This window comes from Bradyrhizobium sp. NC92, assembly GCF_025200865.1.
In the GTDB taxonomy this organism is placed as follows: domain Bacteria; phylum Pseudomonadota; class Alphaproteobacteria; order Rhizobiales; family Xanthobacteraceae; genus Bradyrhizobium.
Genome location: NZ_CP104171.1, coordinates 534930 through 560283, shown reverse-complemented (window position 1 = coordinate 560283; position 25354 = coordinate 534930). Strand labels below are relative to the sequence as shown.

At 63.9% G+C, this 25354-nt stretch carries 22 protein-coding genes; 11 read left to right on the top strand and 11 right to left on the bottom strand.

From position 1 onward, the window contains the following. Positions 1–5: 5 nt before the first annotated feature. Positions 6–1361: a hybrid sensor histidine kinase/response regulator gene (locus N2602_RS02620; RefSeq protein WP_260383830.1), complete on the top strand. Its 1356-nt coding sequence runs from the start codon at positions 6–8 to the stop codon at positions 1359–1361. A 141-nt stretch (positions 1362–1502) separates the two neighbouring features. Here N2602_RS02620 and N2602_RS02615 read toward each other — a convergent pair whose 3' ends face one another. The 5 genes from N2602_RS02615 to N2602_RS02595 all read right to left on the bottom strand — a co-directional run bounded on the left by N2602_RS02615 (position 1503) and on the right by N2602_RS02595 (position 7124). Next, positions 1503–2198: a response regulator transcription factor gene (locus tag N2602_RS02615; RefSeq protein WP_260383829.1), complete on the bottom strand. Its 696-nt coding sequence runs from the start codon at positions 2196–2198 to the stop codon at positions 1503–1505. A gap of 115 nt (positions 2199–2313) precedes the next feature. Next, positions 2314–3006: a response regulator transcription factor gene (locus N2602_RS02610; protein WP_260383828.1), complete on the bottom strand. Its 693-nt coding sequence runs from the start codon at positions 3004–3006 to the stop codon at positions 2314–2316. Positions 3007–3159: 153 nt separating this feature from the next. After that, the gene (locus N2602_RS02605) at positions 3160–4335 is read right to left on the bottom strand and encodes a c-type cytochrome (protein ID WP_260381662.1); all 1176 of its coding nucleotides are present in this window, start codon (positions 4333–4335) and stop codon (positions 3160–3162) included. Between the two features lie 142 nt (positions 4336–4477). Beyond that, complete coding sequence (locus N2602_RS02600) at positions 4478–6193, bottom strand: PQQ-dependent methanol/ethanol family dehydrogenase (RefSeq protein ID WP_246571711.1); 1716 nt, start codon at positions 6191–6193, stop codon at positions 4478–4480. 487 nt (positions 6194–6680) lie between these two features. After that, positions 6681–7124, bottom strand: coding sequence for a carbon monoxide dehydrogenase subunit G (locus tag N2602_RS02595; RefSeq protein WP_260381661.1), 444 nt, complete (start codon positions 7122–7124; stop codon positions 6681–6683). Between the two features lie 697 nt (positions 7125–7821). Between N2602_RS02595 and N2602_RS02590 the strand changes: the two genes are divergently transcribed. The 4 genes from N2602_RS02590 to N2602_RS02575 all read left to right on the top strand — a co-directional run bounded on the left by N2602_RS02590 (position 7822) and on the right by N2602_RS02575 (position 12964). Beyond that, positions 7822–8307: a (2Fe-2S)-binding protein gene (locus N2602_RS02590; protein WP_025032739.1), complete on the top strand. Its 486-nt coding sequence runs from the start codon at positions 7822–7824 to the stop codon at positions 8305–8307. 84 nt (positions 8308–8391) lie between these two features. After that, positions 8392–10734: a xanthine dehydrogenase family protein molybdopterin-binding subunit gene (locus N2602_RS02585; RefSeq protein WP_172788238.1), complete on the top strand. Its 2343-nt coding sequence runs from the start codon at positions 8392–8394 to the stop codon at positions 10732–10734. 13 nt (positions 10735–10747) lie between these two features. Further along, positions 10748–11548, top strand: a complete 801-nt coding sequence (locus tag N2602_RS02580) for a xanthine dehydrogenase family protein subunit M (RefSeq protein ID WP_260381660.1) — start codon at positions 10748–10750, stop codon at positions 11546–11548. Positions 11549–11857: 309 nt separating this feature from the next. Further along, a complete protein-coding gene (locus tag N2602_RS02575; RefSeq protein WP_260381659.1) occupies positions 11858–12964 on the top strand; it encodes a CaiB/BaiF CoA-transferase family protein in 1107 nt (368 codons plus the stop codon). 135 nt (positions 12965–13099) lie between these two features. On the opposite strand, the gene hppD is transcribed toward N2602_RS02575, so the two are convergent. Beyond that, positions 13100–14218, bottom strand: a complete 1119-nt coding sequence (gene hppD, locus N2602_RS02570) for a 4-hydroxyphenylpyruvate dioxygenase (RefSeq protein ID WP_260383827.1) — start codon at positions 14216–14218, stop codon at positions 13100–13102. Positions 14219–14339: 121 nt separating this feature from the next. On the opposite strand from hppD, the gene N2602_RS02565 reads away from it, so the two are divergent. Both N2602_RS02565 and N2602_RS02560 read left to right on the top strand, forming a co-directional pair. Then, positions 14340–14819 carry an Lrp/AsnC family transcriptional regulator gene (locus tag N2602_RS02565; protein ID WP_036045971.1) on the top strand — a complete coding sequence of 160 codons (480 nt, stop codon included), beginning with the start codon at positions 14340–14342 and terminating at the stop codon, positions 14817–14819. Between the two features lie 74 nt (positions 14820–14893). Further along, a complete protein-coding gene (locus tag N2602_RS02560) occupies positions 14894–15205 on the top strand; it encodes a DUF1272 domain-containing protein (protein ID WP_260381658.1) in 312 nt (103 codons plus the stop codon). Positions 15206–15323: 118 nt separating this feature from the next. Here N2602_RS02560 and fahA read toward each other — a convergent pair whose 3' ends face one another. The 5 genes from fahA to N2602_RS02535 all read right to left on the bottom strand — a co-directional run bounded on the left by fahA (position 15324) and on the right by N2602_RS02535 (position 20979). After that, positions 15324–16595, bottom strand: coding sequence for a fumarylacetoacetase (fahA, locus tag N2602_RS02555; protein WP_260381657.1), 1272 nt, complete (start codon positions 16593–16595; stop codon positions 15324–15326). A gap of 210 nt (positions 16596–16805) precedes the next feature. Further along, the gene (gene hmgA / locus N2602_RS02550) at positions 16806–18152 is read right to left on the bottom strand and encodes a homogentisate 1,2-dioxygenase (RefSeq protein ID WP_260381656.1); all 1347 of its coding nucleotides are present in this window, start codon (positions 18150–18152) and stop codon (positions 16806–16808) included. Positions 18153–18154: 2 nt separating this feature from the next. Then, positions 18155–19111, bottom strand: coding sequence for an MBL fold metallo-hydrolase (locus N2602_RS02545; protein ID WP_260381655.1), 957 nt, complete (start codon positions 19109–19111; stop codon positions 18155–18157). An 18-nt stretch (positions 19112–19129) separates the two neighbouring features. Then, a complete protein-coding gene (locus N2602_RS02540) occupies positions 19130–19354 on the bottom strand; it encodes a DUF2783 domain-containing protein (protein WP_025032749.1) in 225 nt (74 codons plus the stop codon). 8 nt (positions 19355–19362) lie between these two features. After that, the gene (locus tag N2602_RS02535) at positions 19363–20979 is read right to left on the bottom strand and encodes an FAD-dependent oxidoreductase (protein ID WP_260381654.1); all 1617 of its coding nucleotides are present in this window, start codon (positions 20977–20979) and stop codon (positions 19363–19365) included. Between the two features lie 110 nt (positions 20980–21089). Between N2602_RS02535 and N2602_RS02530 the strand changes: the two genes are divergently transcribed. The 4 genes from N2602_RS02530 (at position 21090) to N2602_RS02515 (ending at position 25295) form a co-directional block, all read left to right on the top strand. Then, a complete protein-coding gene (locus N2602_RS02530; protein WP_212258981.1) occupies positions 21090–21632 on the top strand; it encodes a MarR family winged helix-turn-helix transcriptional regulator in 543 nt (180 codons plus the stop codon). 89 nt (positions 21633–21721) lie between these two features. Then, entirely contained in the window at positions 21722–22441 is a 720-nt protein-coding gene (locus tag N2602_RS02525) for a class I SAM-dependent methyltransferase (RefSeq protein WP_172788314.1), read from the top strand. A 156-nt stretch (positions 22442–22597) separates the two neighbouring features. Continuing rightward, positions 22598–24043, top strand: coding sequence for an IS1182 family transposase (locus N2602_RS02520; protein ID WP_260379597.1), 1446 nt, complete (start codon positions 22598–22600; stop codon positions 24041–24043). Positions 24044–24314: 271 nt separating this feature from the next. Next, positions 24315–25295, top strand: coding sequence for an ABC transporter substrate-binding protein (locus N2602_RS02515; protein ID WP_260381653.1), 981 nt, complete (start codon positions 24315–24317; stop codon positions 25293–25295). Positions 25296–25354 lie beyond the last annotated feature (59 nt).

Genomic DNA, 25354 nt, shown 5'->3' with positions numbered 1-25354 from the left:
CGGACATGTGGCAGGGGCCTGATGCGGTCGACCAGCTCAGGCGCGAGGCCGCCAAGCTGAGGAAGATCAATGCCGCGCTGATGTCGCGCGTCGAGCGCTCGATGGACCAGCAGCTCAACGCCTTTTCATTGTTCGAAACCGCCATCGCGCTCGACCACAAGGTTCGCGACCGGACGCACCAATTGCGCGAAGCGCTGCATTCGGTCGAGCGCGCCAATGAGGGGCTCTACCGCGCCAAGCAGCAGGCGGAAGCGGCAAGCTCGCTGAAATCCTCGGTGCTGATCTCGGTCACCCACGATCTGTTGCAACCACTCAACGCGGCGCGCCTGACCCTGTCCGCGCTGACGGAGATGATGGAGTCGCAGGAAGCGGGCGTGCTGATCGACCAGGCGAGCCGCTCGCTGGTGATGCTGGAGGACCTGCTGCGCTCGCTGCTGGAGATCGCCAAGCTCGACGCCGGCGCGCTCAAGCCCGACGTGCGCGCGATCGCGCTGGCGCCCCTGTTCGAGCAGCTCCGCAACGAATTCGAGCCGGTCACCGCGCGGCAAGGCCTATCCTTGCGCATCCGCAGCTCAAAGCTGGCGGTGAGGTCGGATGCGATGATGCTGCGGCGGATCCTGCAGAACCTGCTCGCCAATGCCATTCGCTACACCCGCAGCGGCGGCGTCGTGATGGGATGCCGGCCGCGCGGCGGCCAGATCAGCGTTCAGGTCTCCGACACCGGACCCGGCATCGCGCAGGCGCAGCAGGAGGCGATCTTCCGTGAATTCCAGCGCGGCGATGCCACCGCGGCCGACCAGGCCGGCTTCGGGCTCGGCCTCTCCATCGTCCGCCGCTTCGCAAGTGAGCTCGGGCACGAGGTGCGGCTGTCGTCGCAGCTCGGCAGGGGATCGACCTTCACCCTGGAGCTGGAGCCGGCCGACCTCGCTGACGTCGCCGACGAGGTGCAGGAGGTCGCGCCCGCCGCGCGTCACTACGATTACAGCGGGCTCGAAGGCGCCAAGATCCTGCTGATCGAGAACGATCCGAACGGCTCGGAGGCGATGGCCGCGCTGCTGGAGGGATGGGGCTGCGACGTCGCGACCACGCGATCGGGCGCGGATGCGCTCGTGCGCCTCAACGAGCTTGGCGGCGCGCCCGATGTCGTGATCGCCGACCTCCATCTCGATCACGGCGAGAGCGGCCTGTCGGCCATCACCGACGTGCGAGAGCATTTGAAGCTCGACACGCCCGCCATGATCATCACCGCCGACTATTCCGAACAGGCGGCGAAGCAGGCGAGCCTCCAGGGCCTCGAAGTGCTGAAGAAGCCGATCAAGCCGGCCGAGATGCGGGCGCTGCTGTCGTTCCTGCTGAGCTGAAGCCGCACTTGGCGCACATCAAAAGTTGAAAACAACCCCATGCACCGTACCGGTAGCATCTTACAGCGTGATATGGCTTTGACCTGTCAATGAACTAGCTGCCGCTGAGACAAGTCCGCGTGGCAAAAAGCGGGACTCTAATCACTGCCGATCCGGCGGAGCATGCTCGCGCCGTGCCGGAGCCCCCTCGGCGGCCAGCGTCGCGAAATCGATCCGGGACATTTCAACGATGGCCTTGGTGCGGCTGAGCACGTTGAGCTTGCGCAGGATGTCGGAGACGTGGACCTTCACCGTGGTCTCGGAGATATTCAGCTCGAAGGCGATCTGCTTGTTCTGCAGGCCGCGCTTGAGCATTTCGAGCACGCGCAATTGCTGCGGCGTCAGCTCGTGCAGGCGTTTCAGGAGATCCTGCGCGGGGCCGGCGGCGCGTTGCGGGCGGACCAGCCCGCGATAGGCGGCAGGGACACAGACCGCGCCGCGCAGCACCTCGCCGATCGACTGCGCCAGATCCTGCTTGGAGGACGATTTGAGGATGTAGCCGGAGACGCCGAGCGACAAGGCGCCGGACATGATCTGCGGATCCTGATGGCCAGACACGATGACGACCGGAATCCTGGGAAAGGCCTTGCGGATGCGGATGATGCCCGAAAGGCCTGTGGTGCCCGGCATCGACAGATCGAGCAGGATGAGGTCGAGCTCGGCAGCCGCCGCGGCCTGCTCGAGCGCACCGTCGATCGAGGTCGCCTGAAGGATCTCGGCGGCCGGCGCCACCAACTGGAGCGCGCCCTCGAGGGCCTCGCAAAACAACGGATGGTCTTCGACGATCAGAAATCGCATCACGTGTGAGCCATTCCTGGTTGATCGGCCAGAGGATCGACGGGGTCGGTGTCGAAACGAGAATGTCCCAGCCGGATCAGACCGGCTTGATCCAGATCAAGCGGTATATTGCGCGTCATTGCGGCCGCCCGCGGTCGGCCCGCGCATAAGGCCGCGCCTTGGGATCCGGCAGGTCCACCTTGCCGATCTCGATGATCGCCTTGTTGCGGCTGAACAGGCCGAGCTTGCGCAGAATTTCGGTGATATGCGCCTTCACCGTGGATTCGGCGAGCTGAAGCTCCTGGCCGATCTGCCGGTTCGGATAGCCGCGCCGCAGCAGCTCGAGCACGCGAAGCTGCTGCGGGGTAAGCTCGCGCAGCTTGACCTCGAGCGCCTTGCTGGCCTCGGCCCGGCGCCGCTGCGGCGTTGCCAGGAAATCTTTCGGCACCGATACCGATCCATTCAGCACGCCCTCGATCGATTGCGCCAGCTCGCGCTTCGACAGCGACTTCGGCAGATAGCCGGCGGCTCCCAGCTCCAGCGCCTCGCGGACGACGCGCTGGTCTTCCTCGCTCGACACGATGGCGACGGGCAGGCGCGGATGGGCCTCGCGCAAGCGCAGAAAGCCGGAGAAGCCGGTCGCATCCGGCAGCGAGAGGTCGAGCAGCGCGAGGTCGATGCCCTCGCCCTGCTCGGCCGTCAGGATATGAAGGGCATCCTCGATCGACACCGCCTCGACAATCCGCGCCTCCGGCAAGGCCAGCCGCACCGCATTGCCGAGCGCCTCGCGAAACAGCGGATGATCGTCGACGATCAGGAAGCTGGTCATGGCGCCTTCACAGGACTGCACCGCCGAATGCTGCACCGTATGGGCATCCGCCGCCGCAGCGGAAGAGGCGGAACCATCCGACATCCGTCCGGCACCGGGATGGTGCCGGATGGACGCTACCACATCCTCCTGATCGGGTTCGGTCAAGACCGTTCAGTCGTTGGATTCGGTCTGGACCGTCAGCAGGAAGGAATAGATGCTGTCGAACTGGTCATCGGTATAGACCTCCTTCCAGGCCGGCATGCCCTTGTTCGGCCGTCCCTCGTGCACGGTCGTCCAGTACTTCTCGCGCATCTCGTCGCCGTAGCGGTGACGCAGCAGCCGCAGATCGATCTTCCGCTCGCTCTGGATCGCGTCGGGACCGTGGCAATGCGCACAGGTTCCGTTGAAGATCTCCTTGCCGGCGCCGACGGCCTCGGCGCCTGCCGCGGCCGCGTCGCCCTTGGTCTCGGTCGCCACCACATTGGCGACCTGCACCACGCCGGCTCCGGTTCCCGTCCCCGTCGTGACCGCCGGCACCGCACCGAAGCGAACCGGCGCGCCGCTCGGCAAACCGTATTTCGCGGCGAGCTCGCCGATCGTGCCCTGAAGCTGCGGCAGCACGGCATTGACGCGGTCGCGCAGCTCGGTCGAGGTCTTGGCGAAGCCGATGGCGGCATCCCATGACAGGCCTTCGCCCTCGGTGAGCTCGATCTGGTAGCGGCCGTCGTAGCTGGTCTTGTTCAGCCAGCCGGCGACCGGTCCCCAGATGAAGGCGACGTCGGCCTTGCCCTGGTCGAGCGCCTGCATGCCCTCCTCGGGCGACAGCACCGTCACCTTCTGGATGTCGTCGCGGCTCGCGAGCAGGTTTTGCGGCGTGCTGGCGAACTGCACGGCGACACGCTTGCCCTTGAGGCCGTCGATGCCGCCGACCGCCGCGCCCTTGGCAGCCACGAGGGCATAGCCCTCCTTCGCGAAGGCGTCGGAGAAGATCACGGCAGGGCCCATGAAATCCTCGGACCGCGGCAGGCCGATCATGGCGTCGCACTGCTTGCCGAGCAGCGTGACGCGCACGGTGCGCTTGCCGAAATAGGATTTGTACCAGTCGTAAGCGATTGGCCGGCCGAGCGCCTGCGCCAGGGCCTGCCCGATCTCGACATAGAAACCCGGCTTCGACGAGCTGTCGCTGGAGAATGGCAGGTTGGTCGGATCGGCGCAGAGACGGAACGGCTGCGCTTCCTCGGCCTGCAGCGACGAGGCCGGACCGATCAGCGCGGCGGCGGCACATGCCAGCAGGCCTGCGATGGCGCGATGTCGGCTCGCACCGGTGGCGGAATGATTCGGACGCATCCTCGTCTCCCTTGCGTTGGCTTTGTTGCGCCGGCGCTTGTTGAGCCAGGCATGGCGACACCAGGCACCGCCCGATGCCGCAGCTAAAGTCTGGAGAAAGCGCGCGCGTATCCCGTCACCTCGAGGATACGCGCGCGAGTTGTCACTGGACGGAGAACACGAAGAGCGAACCGCCCTCGGGGGCTGCGGCCGTCATCTTCTTTCCTACCTCGCCCAGGAACGCAGGCAGCGCAGCGGTGCGGCCGACGACGATCGCGACATATTGCTTGCCGTCGACCTGATAGGTCACCGGGCCTGCGCCGATGCCGGAGCCGAGATTCTTGCTCCACAGCACCTTGCCGGACTTCGCATCGATGGCACGGAAGTCGCCATGGATGTTGCCGGCAAACACGAGCCCGCCGCCGGTGGTCAAGGTGCCGCCATTGAAGGGCAAGTCTTCCTTGATCGACCAGACCTTCTTCTGCGCGACCGGATCCCAGGCGACGAGCTCGCCGAGGAAGCCGCCGGGGCCTTCCTTGGTCGGGAATTCGGCGCCGAGGTAGAACACGCCGCGCTTGTAGGCGACATCGCTGACCGACCAGTCCATGCAGACGTTGTTGGACGGGATGTAGACGAGGCCGGTCTGCGGGTTGAACGACATCGGCTGCCAGTTCTTGCCGCCGATCAGGTTCGGGCAGATGTCCTTGGCCGGATGGTTCGGCCCGGGACGCTTGTCGGGATCCTCGACCGCGCGCATCGTGGCGACGTCCCACTTCTGGGCCCAGTTGGAGAACACGTATTTCTCCGCCGACAGCACCTTGCCGGTCTCGCGATTGGCGACGAAGAAGAAGCCGTTGCGGTCAGCCTTCATCAGCGCCGGAACGGTGCTGCCGCCGATCTTGAGATCCGCGAGCACGGCTTCGTTGACGCCGTCATAATCCCAGGCGTCGGCCGGCGTGGTCTGGATGTGCCACTTGATCTTGCCGGTGTTGGGATCGAGCGCGAGCGTCGAAGCCGTGTAGAGGTTGGTCAGCTTGCCGAAATTGCCGTCGCCGGTCGAACGCACCGCCGTGTTCCACGGGCCGGGGTTGCTGGTGCCCCAATAGACCGTGTCGCTCTTCGGATCGTAGGAGCCGACCAGCCAGGCCGCACCGCCGCCATGCTGGGCGGAATCGCCCTTCCAGGAATCGCCACCGGGTTCCTCCGGCGAAGGAACGGTGTAGGTCTGCCACACCTGCTTGCCGGTGTTGATGTCGAAGGCCAGCAGCGCGCCGCGCACGCCGTATTCGCCGCCGCCGAAACCGGTGATGACCTTGTCGCGCACGACGAGCGGCGGCGAGGTGATGACCGAGCCCTGCTTGTAGTCGACCACCTTCGCCGTCCACAGCGACTTGCCGGTCGCGGCATCGAGCGCCGTCAGCTTGCCGTCGAGGCGACCGACGAAGATCTTGCCGTCGGCATAGGAGACGCCGCGGCTGTTCACGTCGCAGCAGGCGTATTGCAGCACGTCCTCGGGAATGTCGGGCTCCCAGGTCCATTTGCGCTGCCCCGTCGCCGCATCGAGCGCATAGACGTATTTCGGACCCCACGAGCTCGAAACGTACAGCGTGTTGCCGACGACGATCGGCGAGGATTCGTTCGAACGCAGCGACGCCAGCGAGAAGGAATAAGCGAGCGTCAGCTTGCCGGCGTTCTCGGTGTTGATCTGCTTGAGCGGGCTGAAGCGCGTGTTGCCGTAATCGTGGCCGGCAACGGCCCACTGATTCGAATCGGATTGCGCCTTGAGCAGGGAGTCGTTGGCGCGAACGCCAGGTGTAACGGCGGCAAGCATCGCAATCGTGGAGATGCCGGCCAAGAAGCCCTTCGTTCCAAAGGTCATGTATCCCTCCGCGGTGTTGTTGTGCACGCCTCGTTGGGCGCCTGAGCGCGTTGCGCTCGTGATGGGCAGTTCGCCTGCGAGCCATCGTTCGAAATTACAGCATCGCTTTTTCGCGCTTAGTATAGGCGGAAGGTAGTAGTGCAAATCATTGGCGGCTTTCGCCGCTCATCTCGTTGTCGCGCCTCACGTCCTGCCCTTGTTTTGCAGCTCGAAATGCGCCATCGGATGTGGGCAACATCGCGCCGCAATCCGATTCTCTCCGCGCATCGCGGTGTATCGCATATCCTTGTGGCGCTGGCCTGCGCGCACGCCTCGTCCTTCGAGACGGCGCTTACGCGCCTCCTCAGGATGAGGCTAATCAGCATCGGCGCTTGTTGAACCTGCTGCCGCGCACTCCGCCCTCATCCTGAGGAGCCCGCCCAAAGCGGGCGTCTCGAAGGATGGCTGCAGGAAAAAAATCGGATCCGACAGCCCTGCCGCCCCTGGGTTACGATGATGGCGCTACCACGCCTGCAAAACTTTCGAAGAAGTTTGCGGCGAGTTTTCGCGACGTCGAGTCGATCAATCGCGAGCCGAGCTGTGCGAGCTTGCCGCCGATCTGCGCATCGGCCTCATAGTGCAGGATGGTGACGTCGGGCGCTTCTTCCTCCAGCCTGACCTTCGCGCCGCCCTTGGCAAAGCCGGCGACGCCGCCGGCGCCTTCGCCGACGATGCGATAGCCGTTCGGCGCATCGATATCGGTCAGCGTCACCTTGCCGCTGAATGTCGCCTTCACCGGGCCGACCTTCAGCACCACCGTCGCCGTCATCTCGGTCGGCGATGCCATCTCGAGCGATTGGCAGCCGGGAATGCAGCGCCTGAGAATTTCGGGATCGTTGAGCGCAGCCCACACCGTGGCCTTCGACGCCGGGATCCGTTGACTGTCGTTCATCTGCATCGCTTCCACCCTTGTTGCCGTTGCTTGTACGGCTCCACTAGGAGGGCGCGCGGCCGCGTTCAATCGCCAGGAAGTACTAGTGCTGCTTTTTCGGACCATTCACTCGTTGTCATTCCGGGGCGCGCCTCTTGGCGCGAACCCGGAATCCATTTCCGCGCGGACTCTGCGGCCCGATGGATTCCGGGCTCCCTCGCTCCGCTCGGGCCCCGGAATGACGGAGTGGGCTGTACTGGCCGACGCGGCTTGACGGCGGCACTTCGCTGCACTGCCATAAGCAAAATCAAAGACTTAAGCCGTGACGTCCTACTACCAAGATCGCGATTACAAAGGCGGGGGCGCATGCTCCTATTCGCGCAACGAGCAAGGCACCCGAGGCAGGAAGGACGCACGACCGGACCGAAGTCCAGGGGCAAGGGGCTAGGATGACCACGGCACGCGCGACCAGGTCACGCGCCTATTATGGTGGCAGCCGAGCACGCCATCGCAGAGGCTAGCTGCGACTTTCCGCGTGTCTTTCGCAACGTCGCAGCACGTGACGGCGGCGGCACGAGACATCGTGGCCGAATCGCACATCGGCGACCGTCACCACGATGACCCTTCCATGACCGCGGTCAGCAAAAACCCAGTTGCAAAGTTTCGTTCGCGCTGTCTCTAATTAGAACCAATCAAAATCACTTTGGGAGGACTTCAAGTGTCTACAGTCAAACTGACGGTCAACGGCAAGGCCGTTGCTGTCGATGTCGAGGACCGCACGCTGCTGGTCCAGCTCCTGCGCGATCACCTCAACCTGACCGGCACCCATGTCGGGTGCGACACCAGCCAGTGCGGCGCTTGCGTCGTGCACATGGACGGCCGTGCGGTGAAATCCTGCACCATGCTGGCAGGGCAGGCCGACGGCGCCAACGTCACCACGATCGAGGGCATCGCCAAGGGCGACGAGCTGCACCCGATGCAGGCCGCCTTCCGCGACAATCACGGCCTGCAGTGCGGCTATTGCACGCCGGGCATGATCATGTCGGCGATCGACATCGTGCAGCGCCATGGTGGACAGCTCGACGAGGCGACCGTCCGCACCGAGCTCGAAGGCAATATCTGCCGCTGCACCGGCTATCACAACATCGTCAAGGCCGTGCTGGATGCGGCCGGCCGCATGAAGGTCTCGCAGGCGGCCGAGTAACCGGCGCGCCTCGAAACAAGTACCACCGTCGCAGCTGTCGATGGACAGCGCGGTCAAAGAAATTTCCGGTCGGGAGGACCAGACATGGGTGTTGAAGGCATCGGCGCACGCGTGGTGCGCAAGGAAGACAAGCGTTTCATTACCGGCAAGGGCCGTTACGTCGACGACATCAAGTTGACGGGCATGACCCATGCCTATTTCATCCGCAGCCCGCACGCGCACGCGAAGGTCAAGAAGATCGACTCGTCCGCGGCGCTGAAGATGCCGGGCGTGGTCGCAGTGCTCACCGGACAGCAGCTGGTCGACGACAAGGTCGGCAACCTGATCTGCGGCTGGGCCATCACCTCCAAGGACGGCAGCCCGATGAAAATGGGCGCATGGCCGGCGATGGCGCCGGAGACGGTGCGCTTCGTCGGACAGGCGGTTGCGGTCGTGATCGCCGACAGCAAGAATCTCGCGCGCGACGCGGCGGAAGCCGTCGTCGTCGATTACGAGGAGCTTCCCGCGGTCGCCGACATGCACGCCGCCATCAAGTCCGGCGCGCCGCAGCTTCATCCCGAGGCGCCCGGCAACCAGGTCTATGACTGGGTGATCGGCGACGAGGGCGCGGTGAATGCCGCCTTCTCGAAAGCCGCCAATGTGGTGAAGCTCGACGTGACCAACAACCGGCTCGCGCCGAATGCGATGGAGCCGCGCGCGGCGATCGCCGATTACGACACCGCCGAGGAGCACTTCACTCTCTATACGACGTCGCAGAACCCGCACGTCGCGCGTCTCGTGCTCTCGGCGTTCTACAACATCGCCCCCGAGCACAAGCTGCGCGTGATCGCGCCCGACGTCGGCGGCGGCTTCGGCTCCAAGATCTTCATCTATCCCGAGGAAATGGTGGCGCTATGGGCCTCGAAGAAGGTCGGCCGTCCCGTCAAGTGGACCGGCGACCGCACCGAAGCCTTCCTCACCGACGCGCATGGCCGCGATCACATCACCCATGCCGAGATGGCCTTCGACGCCAACAACAAGATCGTCGGCCTCAAGGTGAAGACCTACGCCAATTTCGGCGCCTACATGTCGCTGTTCTCGTCCTCGGTGCCGACCTATCTCTACGCGACGCTGCTGTCGGGCCAGTACAACATCCCGGCGATCCACGCCGAGGTGATCGGGGTCTACACCAACACGACGCCGGTCGACGCCTACCGCGGCGCGGGCCGGCCCGAGGCGAGCTATCTGATCGAACGACTGATGGAGACGGCGGCGCGGCAGCTGAACGTCGATCCGGCCCAGTTGCGGCGGACCAACTTCATCACCCAGTTCCCGCACCAGACGCCTGTCATCATGGCCTACGACACCGGCGACTTTAACGCTTCTCTCGATGCGGCGATGAAGGCGATCGACTATGCCGGCTTCCCTGCGCGCAAGGCCAAGGCGAAGGCGGACGGCAAGCTGCGCGGCATCGGCGTATCCTGCTACATCGAGGCCTGCGGCATCGCGCCGTCGAAGGCGGTCGGCAGCCTGGGCGCCGGCGTGGGCCTATGGGAATCGGCCGAGGTGCGAGTCAACCCGGTCGGCACCATCGAGATCCTCACCGGCTCGCACAGCCACGGTCAGGGCCACGAGACCACCTTCTGCCAGCTCGTCGCGGAGCGCCTGGGGGTTCCGATCAGCCAGGTCTCGATCGTTCATGGCGACACCGACAAGGTGCAGTTCGGCATGGGCACCTATGGCTCGCGCTCGGCGGCCGTGGGCCTCACCGCGATCCTGAAGGCGATGGAGAAGATGGAATCCAAGGCCAAGAAGATCGCGGCGCACGCGCTGGAAGCGTCGGAAGCCGACATCGTCATCGAGAACGGCGAGTTCAAGGTAACAGGCACCGACAAGGCGATTGCCCTGCCGATGGTCGCGCTCGCGGCCTATACGGCGCACAATCTGCCTGACGGGATGGAGCCGGGCCTGAAGGAGAGCGCCTTCTACGATCCGACCAACTTCACCTTCCCGGCCGGCGCCTATATCTGCGAGCTCGAGGTCGATCCCGGCACCGGCAAGACCTCCTTCGTCAACTTCGTCGCGGCCGACGATTTCGGCCGGCTGATCAATCCAATGATCGTCGAAGGCCAGGTCCATGGCGGCCTCGTGCAGGGCATCGGGCAGGCGTTGCTCGAGCATGCTATCTATGATGCCAACGGCCAGCCGGTCACGGCCTCGTTCATGGATTATGCCATGCCGCGCGCCGACGACGTGCCGTCGTTCAACCTGTCCCACACCACGACGCTGTGCCCGGGCAATCCGCTCGGCATCAAGGGGTGCGGTGAGGCCGGCGCGATCGGCGCATCGGCAGCCGTGATCAACGCGATCACGGATGCGATCGGCAAGAACAATCTGGAAATGCCCGCAACCCCCGACCGGGTGTGGCGCACGATCCACGCGGCTTAAGGGAGGACCGAAGATGTACCAGACGACCTATCATCGCGCTTCCTCGGTCGACGAAGCCGCCAGCCTGTTCGCCAAGGGCAGCGAGTCGAAGTTCCTCGCCGGCGGCCAGACGCTGCTTCCGGTCATGAAGCAGCGCCTTGCTAGCCCCTCCGACGTCATCGATCTCGGCAAGATCAAGGAGCTGCAGGGCGTCGAGCTGTCGGGCGACACGCTGACCATCAAGGCCGCCACGACCTATTACGACATCATGACGAATGCCGATGTGAAGAAGGCGATCCCCGCGATTGCCTATCTCACCTCGGTGCTCGGCGATCCCGCCGTGCGGTATCGCGGCACGATCGGCGGCTCGATCGCCAACAATGATCCAGCCGCGGATTTCCCGGCCGCGCTGCTCGCGCTCGGCGCCACCGTGAAGACCAACAAGCGGTCGATTGCGGCGGATGACTTCTTCCAGGGCCTGTTCACGACGGCGCTCGAAGACGGCGAGATCATCACCGCCGTGTCGTTCCCCGTGCCGGCGAAGGCAGGTTACGAGAAGATGCGGCATCCGGCGTCGCGCTTCGCGCTGACCGGCGTGTTCGTGGCACAGACCAAGTCGGGCGAGGTTCGGGTGGCCGCCACCGGCGCCTCGCAAACCGGTGTGATGCGGGTGCCGGCGATCGAAGCGGCGCTGAAGGCGAACTGGTCGCCGTCGGCGATCGACGGCGTCAGCATCTCGGCGAACGGATTGCTGGCGGACATCCACGGCACGGCAGAGTATCGCGCCAATCTGATCAAGGTGATGGCACAACGCGCGGTCGCCGCTGCGCGCTGACGGTCCGACTAAAGCGCGATGCGATTAGGATGAATCGTCATCGCGCTTTAGGTTATTGTTTGAGCATGATCTTTTCGGAAAACCGCTACGCACTTTTCCGGATCATGCTCTAGCGTCTCCACGCAAATTTTCCGCGGCGCGCACTTCGGTGCGCGCCGTTTTATTTTGGCCGTGCGGCATGAAAACCGCTTGCCTCGTCGGCGTGAAGGCGGGAAAAGTTAATCGGCCGATTAACTCGCTCAACAGAAGAAACGTCAGAGGCGATTGCCGCATCAGGCGCATGCGCCCGCGACCCGAGGAAACAACAACGTGCTCGACAAACCAGCCCCCACCTCCTCCGTCCGCACTTCCGGCCCGCTCTCGGGCTTCCGCATCGTCGAATTCGCCGGCATCGGGCCCGGCCCGTTCGCCTGCATGATGCTGGCCGACATGGGCGCCGATGTCGTCACGCTCGACCGCGTCGGCGCGAAGAAGAGCATGAAGTCGGTGGCGGGGCGCGGCCGCAAGGTGATCGAGCTCGACCTCAAGGACAAGGCCGCGATCGCGCAAGTGCTGGATCTGCTCGCGAGCGCAGACGCGCTGGTCGAAGGCTTCCGCCCCGGCGTGATGGAGCGGCTCGGGCTCGGGCCGGACGTCGTGCTCGCACGCAACCCGAAGCTGGTCTATGGCCGCATGACCGGCTGGGGCCAGGAAGGCCCGCTCGCCAACGCCGCCGGCCACGACATCAACTACATCTCCATCACCGGCGCGCTCGCGGCGATCGGCACGAAGGAAGCGCCGGTGCCGCCGCTGAACCTGGTCGGCGATTTCGGCGGCGGCGCGCTCTATCTCGTCGTCGGCGTGCTGGCGGCACTGCTGGAAGCGCAGAGATCGGGCAAGGGCCAGGTGGTGGACGCGGCGATGTGCGACGGCGCGGCCTCGCTGATGTCGTTCTTCTTCGACATGACCACGATGGGACGATGGACCGAGGCGCGCAACCAGAACTTCCTCGACGGCGGCGCGCATTTCTACGGCGTCTACGAATGCGCCTGCGGGCACTTCGTTTCGATCGGCTCGATCGAGCCGCAATTCTACGCGCTGCTGCGCGAGCACGCCGGCCTCACCGACGCCGATTTCGACGCGCAGATGGATCGCAAGGCCTGGCCGGCGTTGAAGGAGAAGCTCAAGGCCGTGTTCAAGAGCAAGACGCGCGAGGATTGGTGCAAGATCATGGAAGGCACCGACATCTGCTTCGCGCCGGTGCTGACCATGTCGGAGGCGACACAGCATCCGCACATGGTCGCCCGCAACGTCTTCATCGAGCGTCACGGCGTGAAGCAGCCGGCACCTGCGCCGCGATTCTCGCGGACGCCGTCGGCCGCACGCGAGCCGGAGGCGGCGGAGATCGGCGCGGTGATGACGGCGTGGACGCGATAGATCTAGCGCCGGCAAAGGTCGCGTAGGGTGGGCAAAGGCGCGAAGCGCCGTGCCCACGTCTTCGCATCAGTTCGGCAGGTACGTGGGCACGCTTCGCTTTGCCCACCCTACGGCAGTGTGCGTGACGGCGGCAACCTACGCCGCGTTCCCAACCTTCAACACGCCGCGCCGGATCTGGTCCTCCTCGATCGATTCGAACAGCGCCTTGAAATTGCCCTCGCCGAATCCGTCGTCGCCCTTGCGCTGGATGAACTCGAAGAAGATCGGCCCGATCGCGTTGGCCGAGAAGATCTGCAGCAGCACCTTGGTCTGGCCGCCATCGACCACGCCCTCGCCGTCGATCAGGATTCCGTTCTTCTTGAGCCGTGCAACATCCTCGCCATGCCCCGCCAGGCGCGCGTCGATCTTCTCGAAATAGGTGTCGGGCGGCGAGGGCATGAACGGCAGGCCGGCCTCGCGCAGACCCTCGATGGTGCGGTGGATGTCGCGGCAGCCGCAGGCGATGTGCTGGATGCCTTCGCCGCGATAGATATTCAGATATTCCTCGATCTGGCCGGAATCGCCGGCGTCCTCGTTGATCGGAATCCGGATCTTGCCGTCCGGGCTGGTCAGCGCGCGCGAGAACAGGCCGGAGGCGCGGCCCTCGATGTCGAAGAAGCGGATCTGGCGGAAGTTGAACAGCTTTTCGTAGAAGCCGGCCCAGACATTCATGCGGCCGCGATGGACGTTGTGGGTGAGATGGTCGAGATAGAACAGGCCGGCGCCAACCGGCTTGGGATCGCGCGCGCCCAGCCATTCGAATTCGGCATCATAGGCCGAGCCCGTGGCGCCGTAACGATCGACCAGATAGAGCAGGCTGCCGCCGATGCCCTTGATCGCGGGCACGTCGAGCGTCTTCTGCGCGGACGATACGTCGGCCGGCTCGGCGCCGAGCGCGATCGCGCGGTCATAGGCCGCCTTGGCACCGACGACGCGAAACGCCATCGACGGCGCGCAGGGACCGTGCGCGGCGACGAACTCAGTGCCATGGGTGCCGGGCTCCTCGTTGACGAGATAGTTGATGTCGCCCTGACGGTAGACCGTGATCTTCTTGGTCCTGTGGCGCGCGACGGGCGCATAGCCCATCAGCTTGAACAAAGCGTGCAGCTCTTCCGGATGAGGGTGCGCGTATTCGACGAACTCGAAGCCGTCGGTGCCCATCGGATTGTCGGCACTAATAGTGGCCGGCGGTGCATCGTGCGGAAACGGACCCATGGTGTTCTCCCAAATGGCTGCTGGCACGAACTATCCTTCATGGGGCGCGCAAGGAGCGTGCAAACGGGGCACCAATTGGCTATAATATGCACGATCCGTGCATCAAATGGACAAAACGCGCATGATTTCCGTAGATGCCTTCGACCTCAAGATTTTAGGCGCGCTCCAGGACGACGGCCGCCTCACCAACCAGGAGCTGGCCGAGCTCGCGGGCCTCTCCGCCTCGCAATGCTCGCGGCGGCGGATGCGGCTGGAGGAGGAGAAAGTGATCGCGGGCTATCACGCCGACCTCTCCAGCGAGGCACTGGGCTTCGGCGTGATCGCCTTCATCCAGGTCGGGCTTGCGACACACTCGCCGGACAACTCAAAGCGCTTCCGTGCGCTGGTGAACCGGATCGACGAGATCCAGGAGGCCTATTCGCTGACGGGCGACGCCGACTACGTGCTGAAAGCCGTGCTGCGTGACCTCAAGGGCCTCTCCAACCTCGTCAACGACGTGCTGATGCCGCACCAGAGCGTGGCGCATGTGCGCTCCTCGATCGTGCTGGACCGGCTGAAGGAAAGCTCGAAGCTGCCGCTCAAGGAGATCAAGCCCGGCTGAAATCGAGGGAACTGCGGCATTCGCGCGCAGCGCACGATCTGCGATGATCGCAGCTCCATATGCGGAGATTCAACATGGCGCTCCAGCTGCGACCGAACTGCGAATATTGCGATTGCGATCTGCCGCCGAACGCGACCAATGCGCGGATCTGCTCCTATGAATGCACGTTTTGTGCGGACTGCGTCGAGACCAAGCTGTTCAATGTCTGCCCGAATTGCGGCGGCGGCTTTGCCCCGCGCCCGATCAGGCCGGCGCAGGAATGGCGGCCGGGCGTGTGCACGACTAGGCAGGTGCCGTCCGACAAACGGGTGCATTTGAAGTACAGCGTGGAGGACGTCGAGGCGCATTGCGCGCGGGTGCGCGACGTGCCGCCGGAGAGGCGGTAGGTCTCTCCACGTCATTGCGAGGAGCCCTTGCGACGAAGCAATCCAGACTGCCCCTGCGGAAAGATTCTGGATTGCTTCGCTGCGCTCGCAATGACGGAAGTCGTGGCGGCGACCGAGGCTACTCCGCCGCCAAAATCGTCCCCTCGACCTCGCCGAACCCGACGCGATAGCCGTTGCCCTGGCACCAGCCGCGCATGACGAGGCTATCGCCGTCCTCCAGGAACGAGCGCCTGGCACCGCCGGGCAGCTCGACCGGCTCGGTGCCGTTCCAGCTGATCTCGAGCAGGCTGCCGCGCTGGTTCTTCTCCGGCCCGGAGATGGTGCCGCTCCCTAAGAGATCGCCGACATTCATGGCGCAGCCCGAGGAGGCGTGGTGCATCAGCTGCTGCACCGAGGACCAGTACATGTATTTGAAATTGGTGCGGCTGATGCTGGCCGGCGCATTGATGCCGGCAGCGCGCAAGGACACGTCGAGCTCGACATCGTAGTTCTGGGGCTTGGTCTGCTTGAGATAATCCAGCGGCACCGGCTGCTGCTCCGGCCCGTTCAGGCGGAACGGCTCCAGCGCCTCGCGCGTCACCACCCAGGGACTGATCGAGGTCGCGAACGCCTTGGCCAGGAACGGCCCGAGCGGCACATATTCCCATTGCTGGATATCGCGCGCGCTCCAGTCGTTGAGCAGCACGAAGCCGAAGATCATCTCCTCGGCCTGGCTCTCGGTGAGCATGCCGCCCATCGGCGACGGCTGGCCGATCACGACGCCCATCTCCAGCTCGAAATCGAGCCGCTTGCACGGCGCAAAGCTCGGCAACTCGACATTCGGCGGCTTCAGCTGCCCGCGCGGCCGCTTCACCCTGGTGCCGGAGACCACGACGGTGGAGGCGCGGCCATTATAGGCGATCGGCATGTGCAGCCAGTTCGGCTGCAGCGCATTGTCCTTGCCGCGGAACATGACGCCGACATTGGTGGCGTGCTCCTTCGAGGAATAGAAATCGGTGTAGCCGGCGACGGCGAACGGAAGGTGCAGTCGGGCCTCGCGCATCGGCACCAGGGCCTGCTTGCGCAGCTCCTCGTTGTCGCGCAGCTCCGGATGATCGGCGCGCAAGAGCTCGCTGATGCGTGCGCGGGTCTTGGTCCAGACCTTCGGCCCCAGCGCCATGAAGGGATTGAGCGAGGGGCCCGAGAACACGCCGAGCGCGCCGACGTCGAGCCGGGAATCCTGCTCGAGCTCCCAGAGATCGAGCACGTAATCGCCGATTGCGACGCCGACCCGCGGCGTCGGGTTGGCCGCAGTCGAGAACACGCCGTAAGGCAGGTTCTGGATCGGGAAGTCCGAGGCGGGATCGACGGCGATGAAGGAGCGGAGGCTGGGGTCGTTGGGATGGGGCATGGGTTTCCCGTGGCACAGCGGTGACGGTGTCACCCTCCCCTGGAGGGGGAGGGTCGGTTCATATTGAGCGCAGCGAAATATGAGACGGGGTGGGGTGATCTCTCGACACGGGCAGTTTTCCTTGCGGAGAGACCGTCACCCCACCCCGCTACGCATTCCGCTTCGCTGCATGCGTAGCGACCCTCCCCCTCCAGGGGAGGGTAAGCGAGACTACGGCTTGCTCGGATCGAACCGCTTCTCCAGGCCCTTCCAGCAATCGGCGTAATCGTCCTGGAGCGTGGACGCGTTAGCGGCGTGTGCCGTCACGCGCTGCGGGTAACGGGTCTCGAACATGAAGGCCATGGTGCCGGTCAGCTTCACCGGCTTCAATTCGCCATTACTGGCGTGCTCGAAGGCATCGCGATCCGGGCCGTGCGGCAGCATGCAATTGTGCAAGGAGATGCCACCCGGCACGAAGCCCTGCGGCTTGGCGTCGTAGACGCCGTAGATCAGGCCCATGAACTCGCTCATGATGTTCATGTGGTACCAGGGCGGCCGGAAGGTGTTTTCGGCGACCATCCAGCGCTCGGGGAAAATGACGAAGTCGATGTTCGCGGTGCCCGCCGTCTCCGACGGCGAGGTCAGCACGGTGAAGATCGAGGGATCGGGATGGTCGAAGCCGATCGCTCCGACGGGAGAGAAGGTGCGCAGATCGTATTTGTACGGCGCGTAATTGCCGTGCCAGGCGACGACGTCGATCGGCGAGTGTGGCAACGTCGTCTTGAACAGCGAGCCGCCCCATTTCACGTAGAGCTCGGTCGGCGTGTCCTTGTCCTCGTAGTTTGCGACCGGCGTCAGGAAGTCGCGCGCATTGGCGAGGCAATTGGCGCCGATCGGACCGCGCTCGGGCAGCGTGAAGGCGCCGCCGTAGTTTTCGCAGAGATAGCCGCGCGCCGGCCCGTTCGGGATCTCGACCCGGAACTTGACGCCGCGCGGGATCACCACGATCTCGCCGGGCTCGGCATCGATGCGGCCGAACTCGGTGACGAGGCGAAGATTGCCCTGCTGCAGCACGAACATCAGCTCGCCGTCGGCATTGTAGAAATGCTGGTCCACCATCGACTTGGTGATGAGGTAGACATGCGCGGCCATGCCGGCCTGCGTGTTGACGTCACCCGCCGTCGTCATGGTCTGCACGCCCTGGACGAAGGTGACCTCCTCCTTGGGCAGCGGCGTCGGATCCCAACGCAGCTGAGCGATCGGCAGGTCGTATTCATGGCACGGCGCCGAACGCCACAGGCCGGCATCGACTTTCTCGAAGCGGCCGGAATGTTTCACGGAAGGGCGGATGCGGTAGAGCCAGGAGCGCTCATTGCTGCCGCGCGGCGCGGTGAAGGGCGAGCCCGAAAGCTGCTCGGCATAGAGCCCGTAGGCGCAGCGTTGCGGCGAGTTGCGCCCGATCGGCAACGCGCCCGGCAGCGCCTCGGTCTCGAAAGAATTGCCGAAGCCGGACATGTAGCCCGGCGTCACCTGGGCCGAGCTGCGGATGATCTGGTCAGGCGAGGTATTGATGTTCATGACTATCCTCCTCCTTGCAAGGCGGCCCACATTTCCTGGTCGCGCTTGTCGGTCCAGATCACGGGGTCGTCGATTCCGGACGCTTCGTCGTAGGCGCGCGACACGTTGAACGGCAGGCAGTGCTCGTAGATGGCAAAGCTCGAGAATTTCGGATCCATCACCTCGCGCGTCGCCGCCATCGATTCCTTCAACGTGCGGCCCTTCGCGACCGAGATCTCGGCGGCGCCGTAGAGCGAGGTGACGAAGTCGCGTGTCATCGCGATGGCCTCGCGCACCGTAGCGGTGCCCTTCAGCGCATCGCCGCGGCCCGGCGCGATCGCCTTCGGATTGAAGTTGCGGATCTCGTTCAGAGTCATCGGCCATTCGCGCAAGTGCGCATCGCCGCAATAGCAGGCCGAGTGATATTCGATGAGGTCGCCGGAGAACATCACCTCCGCATCGGGGACCCAAGCGACGATGTCGCCGGAGGTGTGGCCGGCGCCGAGCTGCATCAGGCGCACCTCGCGCTTGCCGAGATAGATCGTCATCTCGCCTTCGAAGGTCAGCGTCGGCCAGGTCAGGCCGGGAATGCTCTGCGCATCCTGGAACAGGCGCGGGAAGCGGCCGTACTCGGAATCCCAATCCTGCTTGCCGCGCTCGGCGATCAGCCGATACGTCTCCTGCGAGGCGACGATGCCCTGGGCGTGATAGGCGGAGGCGCCGAGCACGCGCACCGCGTGATAGTGCGACAGCACGACATATTTGATCGGCCTGTCGGTGACGGAGCGCACGCGCTCAATCACCTTGTTCGCCATCGCCGGCGTTGCCTGCGCGTCGAACACGAGGCAGCCATCGTCGCCGACGATCACGGCCGTGTTGGGATCGCCCTCGGCGGTGAAGGCATAGAGATCGGTGCCGATCTCGGAGAAGGTGATCTTTTTCTCGGCAAGATCGCCGGTGGATGCGAAGTTCTTCGCCATCAATTCATCCTTACAAGTCTATTGTTGTTGCTGTTGTTGCTGCTGACCATCGATCATGCGGCGCTTGGCCAGTCCGATCGCCTCGCGCAGCACGTCGATGTCGCCGATATGGTTGGCGAGGATCAGCACCAGCGCCGCGTCGAAATCGGCGCTCTGCTCCTCGGTGAGCCCGCGATGCGCCTCGACGATGGCGCGGAACGCATCGTCGGGGCGTGCGAAGTTCGAGCTGGTGGACAGCGGCATGCGAAACCTCAATTCAGCCCTTCAGCCCGAGACAATGCCGCCGCGATCGCCTCGCGCGTCGGATGGCGGAAGCGCGCCGCAACGTAGCCATCAGGCCTGAGCAGATAGGCTGCGCCCGGTCCCGCATCGTAGCGCCTGGCGACGAGGCCGGAGGGATCGCCTAGTCCTTCCTCGCCGCCGATGCGAATGTTCTTGACGCCGTCCGGCGCGGCGAGCGCCACGCCATTGCTGAACGACAGCAAGGTGAAATCCGTTCCGCCCTTGCGGAAGGCATCGGTCAGATAGCCCCGCTGGGCAACGGGCGCATCGAGCATGGAACAGCCGGGCCGAGGCCCACCGGCCCAGGCATCGGCGTCTGGCGACGACAACGGCGTGTCGTAGCTGCACGGCACCGAGAGCCGGCCGCCATTGACCATGCGCTTGCCGAAATCGGTCTCCTTGGCCAGCGCCAGCACCGCCTTGCGCAGCCGCGCCTCCTGGTGCGAGTTCGGCGCCATGAAGTCGGTCGAGCGGGTGGATTCGCGGATGTTCTCGTCAGCCGCCATGCTGCGCTCGAGATGGTAGCTCTCCAGCAGGCTCGCGGGCGATTTGCCGCGCAGCACGCGGTCGAGCTTCCAAGACAGGTTCTCGGCGTCCTCCAGTCCGGAATTGGCGCCGCGCGCGCCGAAGGGCGAGACCTGGTGCGCCGAATCGCCGGCGAAGACCACGCGGCCATGGATGAAGCGGTCCATCCGCCGGCATTGGAATTTGTAGAGCGAGATCCACTCGAACTCGAACTTGTCGTGGCCGAGCATGCGGGCGATCCGCGGCCGCACGTTTTCCGGCTTCTTCTCGAGAACCGGATCTGCATAGCGGTTGAGCTGGAGGTCGATGCGCCAGACATCGTCGGGCTGCCGGTGCAGCAGCGCCGAACGCCCGGCATGGAACGGCGGATCGAACCAGAACCAGCGCTCGGTCGGGAATTCCGCCGTCATCTTGACGTCGGCGATCAGGAACTGGTCCTCGAACACCTGACCGGCGAATTCCGCACCGACCATCTGCCGCAGCGAGGAGCGCGCGCCGTCGCAAGCGATGACATATTGCGCATGCAGGCGATAGGCGCCCTCCGGCGTCTCGATCGTCAGCGCCACGGAATCGTTGCGCTGCTCGAGCGCCGTCACCTTGTTGCGCCAGCGCAGGTCGATCGCGGGCAGCTCGTTGATGCGATCGACCAGATAAGCCTCGGCGTAATATTGCTGGAGATTGATGAAGGCCGGCCGCTTGTGCCCGTCTTCCGGCAACAGGTTGAACTGATAGAGTTGCGACTCGCCGTGGAAGATCCGCCCCACACTCCACACCACGCCCTTCTCGACCATGCGGTCGCCGACGCCGAGCCGGTCCCAATATTCCAGCGAGCGTTTCGAGAAACAGATTGCGCGCGAGCCCTCGCCGATGCGGTCGGCATCATCCAGCAGCACGACGCGCTGGCCGCGCTGGGCGAGATCGATCGCCAGCGACAAGCCGACCGGACCCGCGCCGACGATCACGACCGGATGCTCCGCGGGGCTCGAGCCAGGACGGTCCTGATCGGGGTGACGGCGATAGCCGAACTGGGTTTTGGCCTGATGCGTATTGGCCGGCGCCATACACTAACCTCGGCTCTGGTCAGAAGAGGACTGATCTGCTAGATAGTCTCACGTGCAACTATTTTGGACCGGAGCCGGCCGGCCGTCAACTGGAATTCGGAGCGCTCTCCTTGGCGAGGACATCCAGCGACATCGCGCTCAAAGCGCGCGCGGCCGACGAGGCTTCAACGCGGCCCAAGCCGCGGCTCGATTTGTTCAAGTTCGTGCCGTTCCGCCTCAACCGGCTCGCGGCGGAGGTCAGTTCCGCGCTGTCGGTCGAATATCAGGAACGCCACGGCCTCGACATTCCGGCCTGGCGCGTGATCGCCACGCTCGGCTTCCGTAACGATGCCTGCAGTGCGCAGTACATTTCCCAGTGTACCCGCACGCACAAATCCACCATCAGCCGCGCGGTCACCACGCTGCTCAATGAGCAACTGATCGAGCGCGTCGAGAACGAAGCCGACCGCCGCGAATTCCGCTTGCAATTGACGAAGAAGGGACGCGCGCTTTACGAAGAGCTGTTCCCGCAATTGCTGCGGCGTGAGGACGAGATTTTGGCCTGCCTCTCCGCGCAGGAGCGCAAGCAGCTCTCGGCCCTGCTCGGCAAGATCGAAGCGAGCCTCGATCTGATCCAGACCAGCGAAGAGGCCGACGCCAAGCAGGCATTTTAGGGCGCCCACCCATAAGGCGCAGACGTCAGCTTTTGGGAGTCCGGTTGAGAAAGCTTGGTAGGACCGTGACGGCAGCGACGTATATAGCGATGCTACTTGTGGCGCTTATCGCAACTCGCGCATACGCCGCTGACATAGGTTATCTGGCTCCCCCCGGAGTCGCGGCAAACGAGTTTCCCTCACCGCGACGCCCTGTTGCACGGATCGTCAGCCCACGCCGCGCCGCCGAAGAGCGCCGCGACGCCCTCAATGAGGCCGGCCAAATCGCGCGTGTTCTTGAACTGAAACCAGGCATGACAGTCGGCGACATTGGAGCAGGCAGTGGCTACCACACGGTCCGGCTCTCGCACCTCGTCGGACCCGCTGGCTCTGTCGTTGCCCAGGACGTCACGCGGGATTACCTCATCGAACTCGCCAGGCGAACAGAACTTCTGAAGTTGACGAACGTGCAATTCGCGCTCGGCGAACCCCACGACCCGCGTCTGCCCGCTTCCTCGCTGGATGCCGCAATCCTCGTTCACATGTATCACGAGATAGCCCAACCCTATGCCTTCCTCTACAACCTCGCACCCGCCTTGAAGCAGGGTGCGCGGGTCGGAATTGTCGATCTCGAGCTTCCGACGTCGAAGCATGGCACGCCAATTGAGCTCTTGCGCTGCGAAGTGACCGCCGTCGGTTATCGCGAGGTCGCCACATATAAGCTAGCAGGTGACGGAGGATATTTGGCGGTATTCTCTCCGCCGGAGGTAGCGGCTCGAAAATCTCCCCACGATATCGTTGCTTGTAGGAATCCTGCCGGCGCTCGTTGACACCACGCCCCCCCGATCTCAGAGGCTGAACGTGTCCGAAGCAAGGGGCAGACCGGAAGTCGCCGGCTGAGACTCAAACCGGGCGCTTTTGACCCTGGCTGTGTGAAAAGCCGCGAGTCGGTTACGATTCCTCCGTTTCCTAATGGGGGGATACGGATGGGACGCTTCGTTGAAGGCGCGGACAGATCCCAGCTGACGCTCTTGCCGGAATGTCTGGAGGATTGGGTAGACGAGGGCAACGCGGTCCATGTGATCGACGTGTTTGTCGAGGCGCTCGACCTGCATGGAATGGGATTTGAGCGTGTGATCGCCAAGGAGACGGGCCGGCCTTCCTATCATCCGGCAGTCCTTCTGAAGCTTTACATCTACGGTTATCTCAATCGGGTGCAATCCAGTCGCCGCCTGGAACGTGAGGCGTGCCGCAATATCGAGGTGATGTGGCTGATCGGCCGCCTGGCTCCCGATCATAAGACGATCGCCGATTTCCGGAAGGACAATGGTGCGGCGCTTCGGAAGGTTTGTGCGAAGTTCGTTGCGCTATGCCGGCAAATGGGCCTGTTGCAGACCCCAAGCGTCGCAATCGATGGCAGCAAGTTCAAGGCAGTGAACAACCGCGATCGCAACTTCACACATGCCAAGATGGCGAGGCGGATGGCGCAGATCGAGGAAAGCGTCGGGCGATATCTGCGTCAACTGGATAGCGCCGATCGGCAGGAGCCATCGGAAGCGATCAGCATCAAGACAACGAGGATTAAGGAAAAGATCGCTCGACTGAAGCAGGAGATGGGCCGCCTGGAAGTGCTCGATGCGCAGATGCGCAAGACGCCGGATCAACAGATATCGCTGACCGATCCGGATGCCCGTTCGATGGCCACCAGTGGACGCGGATCGGGTGTCGTCGGCTACAATGTCCAGGTCGCGGTGGACACCGAACACCATCTGATTGTTACGCATGAGGTCATAAACGTCGGCAATGACCGTGGGCAGCTTGCTCGGATGTCGAAGCAAGCCAAAGAAGTGCTCGAAGTGGACAAACTCGAGGCGGTCGCCGACCGTGGCTACTTCGACGGAGAGGAGATATTGGCCTGCAAAGAGGCTGGCGTTGCAGTCACGCTGCCCAAGCCCATGACGTCGAACGCCAAGGCGGAGGGTCGGTTCGGCAAACAGGACTTCGCCTATCTACCTGACGAGGACGTCTACCGCTGCCCGTCCGGCCAGGTGCTGCCCTATCGCTATACCAACATCGAGCATGGAATGACGCTGCGCCGTTACTGGTCGACAGCAGCGTGCCAAGGCTGCGCAATCAAGAGCCAATGTACGCCGTCCAAGGAGCGCCGCATCACACGCTGGGAGCATGAGCATGTGGTCGAGGAGGTCCAGAGACGGCTCGATTCCGACCCCGACGCCATGCGGAGGCGGCGCGAGACGGTCGAGCATCCCTTCGGCACGATCAAGGCCCGTATGGGGGCGACCCACTTCCTGATGAAGCGCCTACGGAACGTCGCCGCCGAAATGGCGCTGCATGTTCTCGCCTATAACCTCACACGGGTGATGAACATCGTCGGCAAACCGCGCCTGATTGCAGCCATCCGCGCCGCCTGAAGCCCGGAAAGTGCGTCCAAAAGCGCAATACCGCGTCGCGATACCTACTTTGGCCGGTCATTGGACGATCCGACGCGAGAACATCGGCCGCCTGCAATGATTGGCGACCCACGGCCGCGTGCCGACCATCCGTTTGCACACAGCCAAGACCCAAAGCAGTCCTTCCACTCTCCTTCCTTCTAGAAAGTGCTAAGGTCGCCTTCCGTAGGTGTGGTCTCTTGCAGGGAGCGGCACATGCGACGTCGGGAATTCATCGCCGGAGGAAGCGCAGATGAAACGACGTGAATTCATCAGCATCGTCGGCGGTGCAGCGGTCGGGTTGCCATTTGCCGCGATGGCGCAGCGCCAGATGCCATTGGTTGGCTTCCTGAATAGCGCATCGCCCGAGACCTATCGCTTCAATGCCGACTCTTTTCAAGAAGGTCTGGCAAAAGCTGGCTTTGTTGCGGGGCGCAACGTCCGTATCGAGGAACGCTGGGCTCGGGGTGACTACAGCGTGTTACCCCGCCTTGCGGCCGAACTTGTCGCTATGGGCGTCGTCGCGATTGCTGCCACAGGAGATGTCGCCTCTGCTCGGGCGGCGCAGCTTGCGAGCAACACGGTGCCAGTGGTGTTTACTATCGGCGGAGACCCAGTCCGCCATGGACTCGTCGAAAGCATAAACCGCCCCGGCAGGCACGTCACTGGAATCCTTTTCAATCCGAACGTACTCGGCGCAAAGCGAGTTGAATTGCTCCATGAAATTGCCCCGGATATTTCCCGCATCGCACTGCTGATGAACCCCACGAACCCAAACGCCAAAATCGAAGAAGCTGATGCCGAAGCAGGGGCGAGGAAGCTGAGCCTGCAGACCATCACGTTCAATGCGAGAAACGCGAGCGAAATGGAAGCCGCGCTCGAACAGTTGCTGAGGGCGAAGGCCGAAGCATTGATTACCGCGAGTGATCCGATCCTGCTGGATCGGCGCGAGCAGATTGCTTCCTTCGCATTACGGCACAACGTGCTGGCCATAGGCTTTGTGCAACAGATCGCTGCTGCGGGTGGCCTTCTGAGCTATGGTCCGAGCATCAGTTGGATGTACAGACAAGCAGGCGACTACGTCGGACAAATCCTGAAAGGCTCAAATCCGGCCGAAATGCCCGTCCTCCAGCCGACACGCTACGAACTGGTGATCAATCTGAAGACCGCCAAGACACTTGGCCTCACCGTTTCGCCATTGCTGCTCGCTCGTGCGGACGAAGTGATCGAATAAGATGCTACTTCCGGAATTGGCCCGACTCAGACCTCCGACGATGTTCTTTTCGGCTGCAT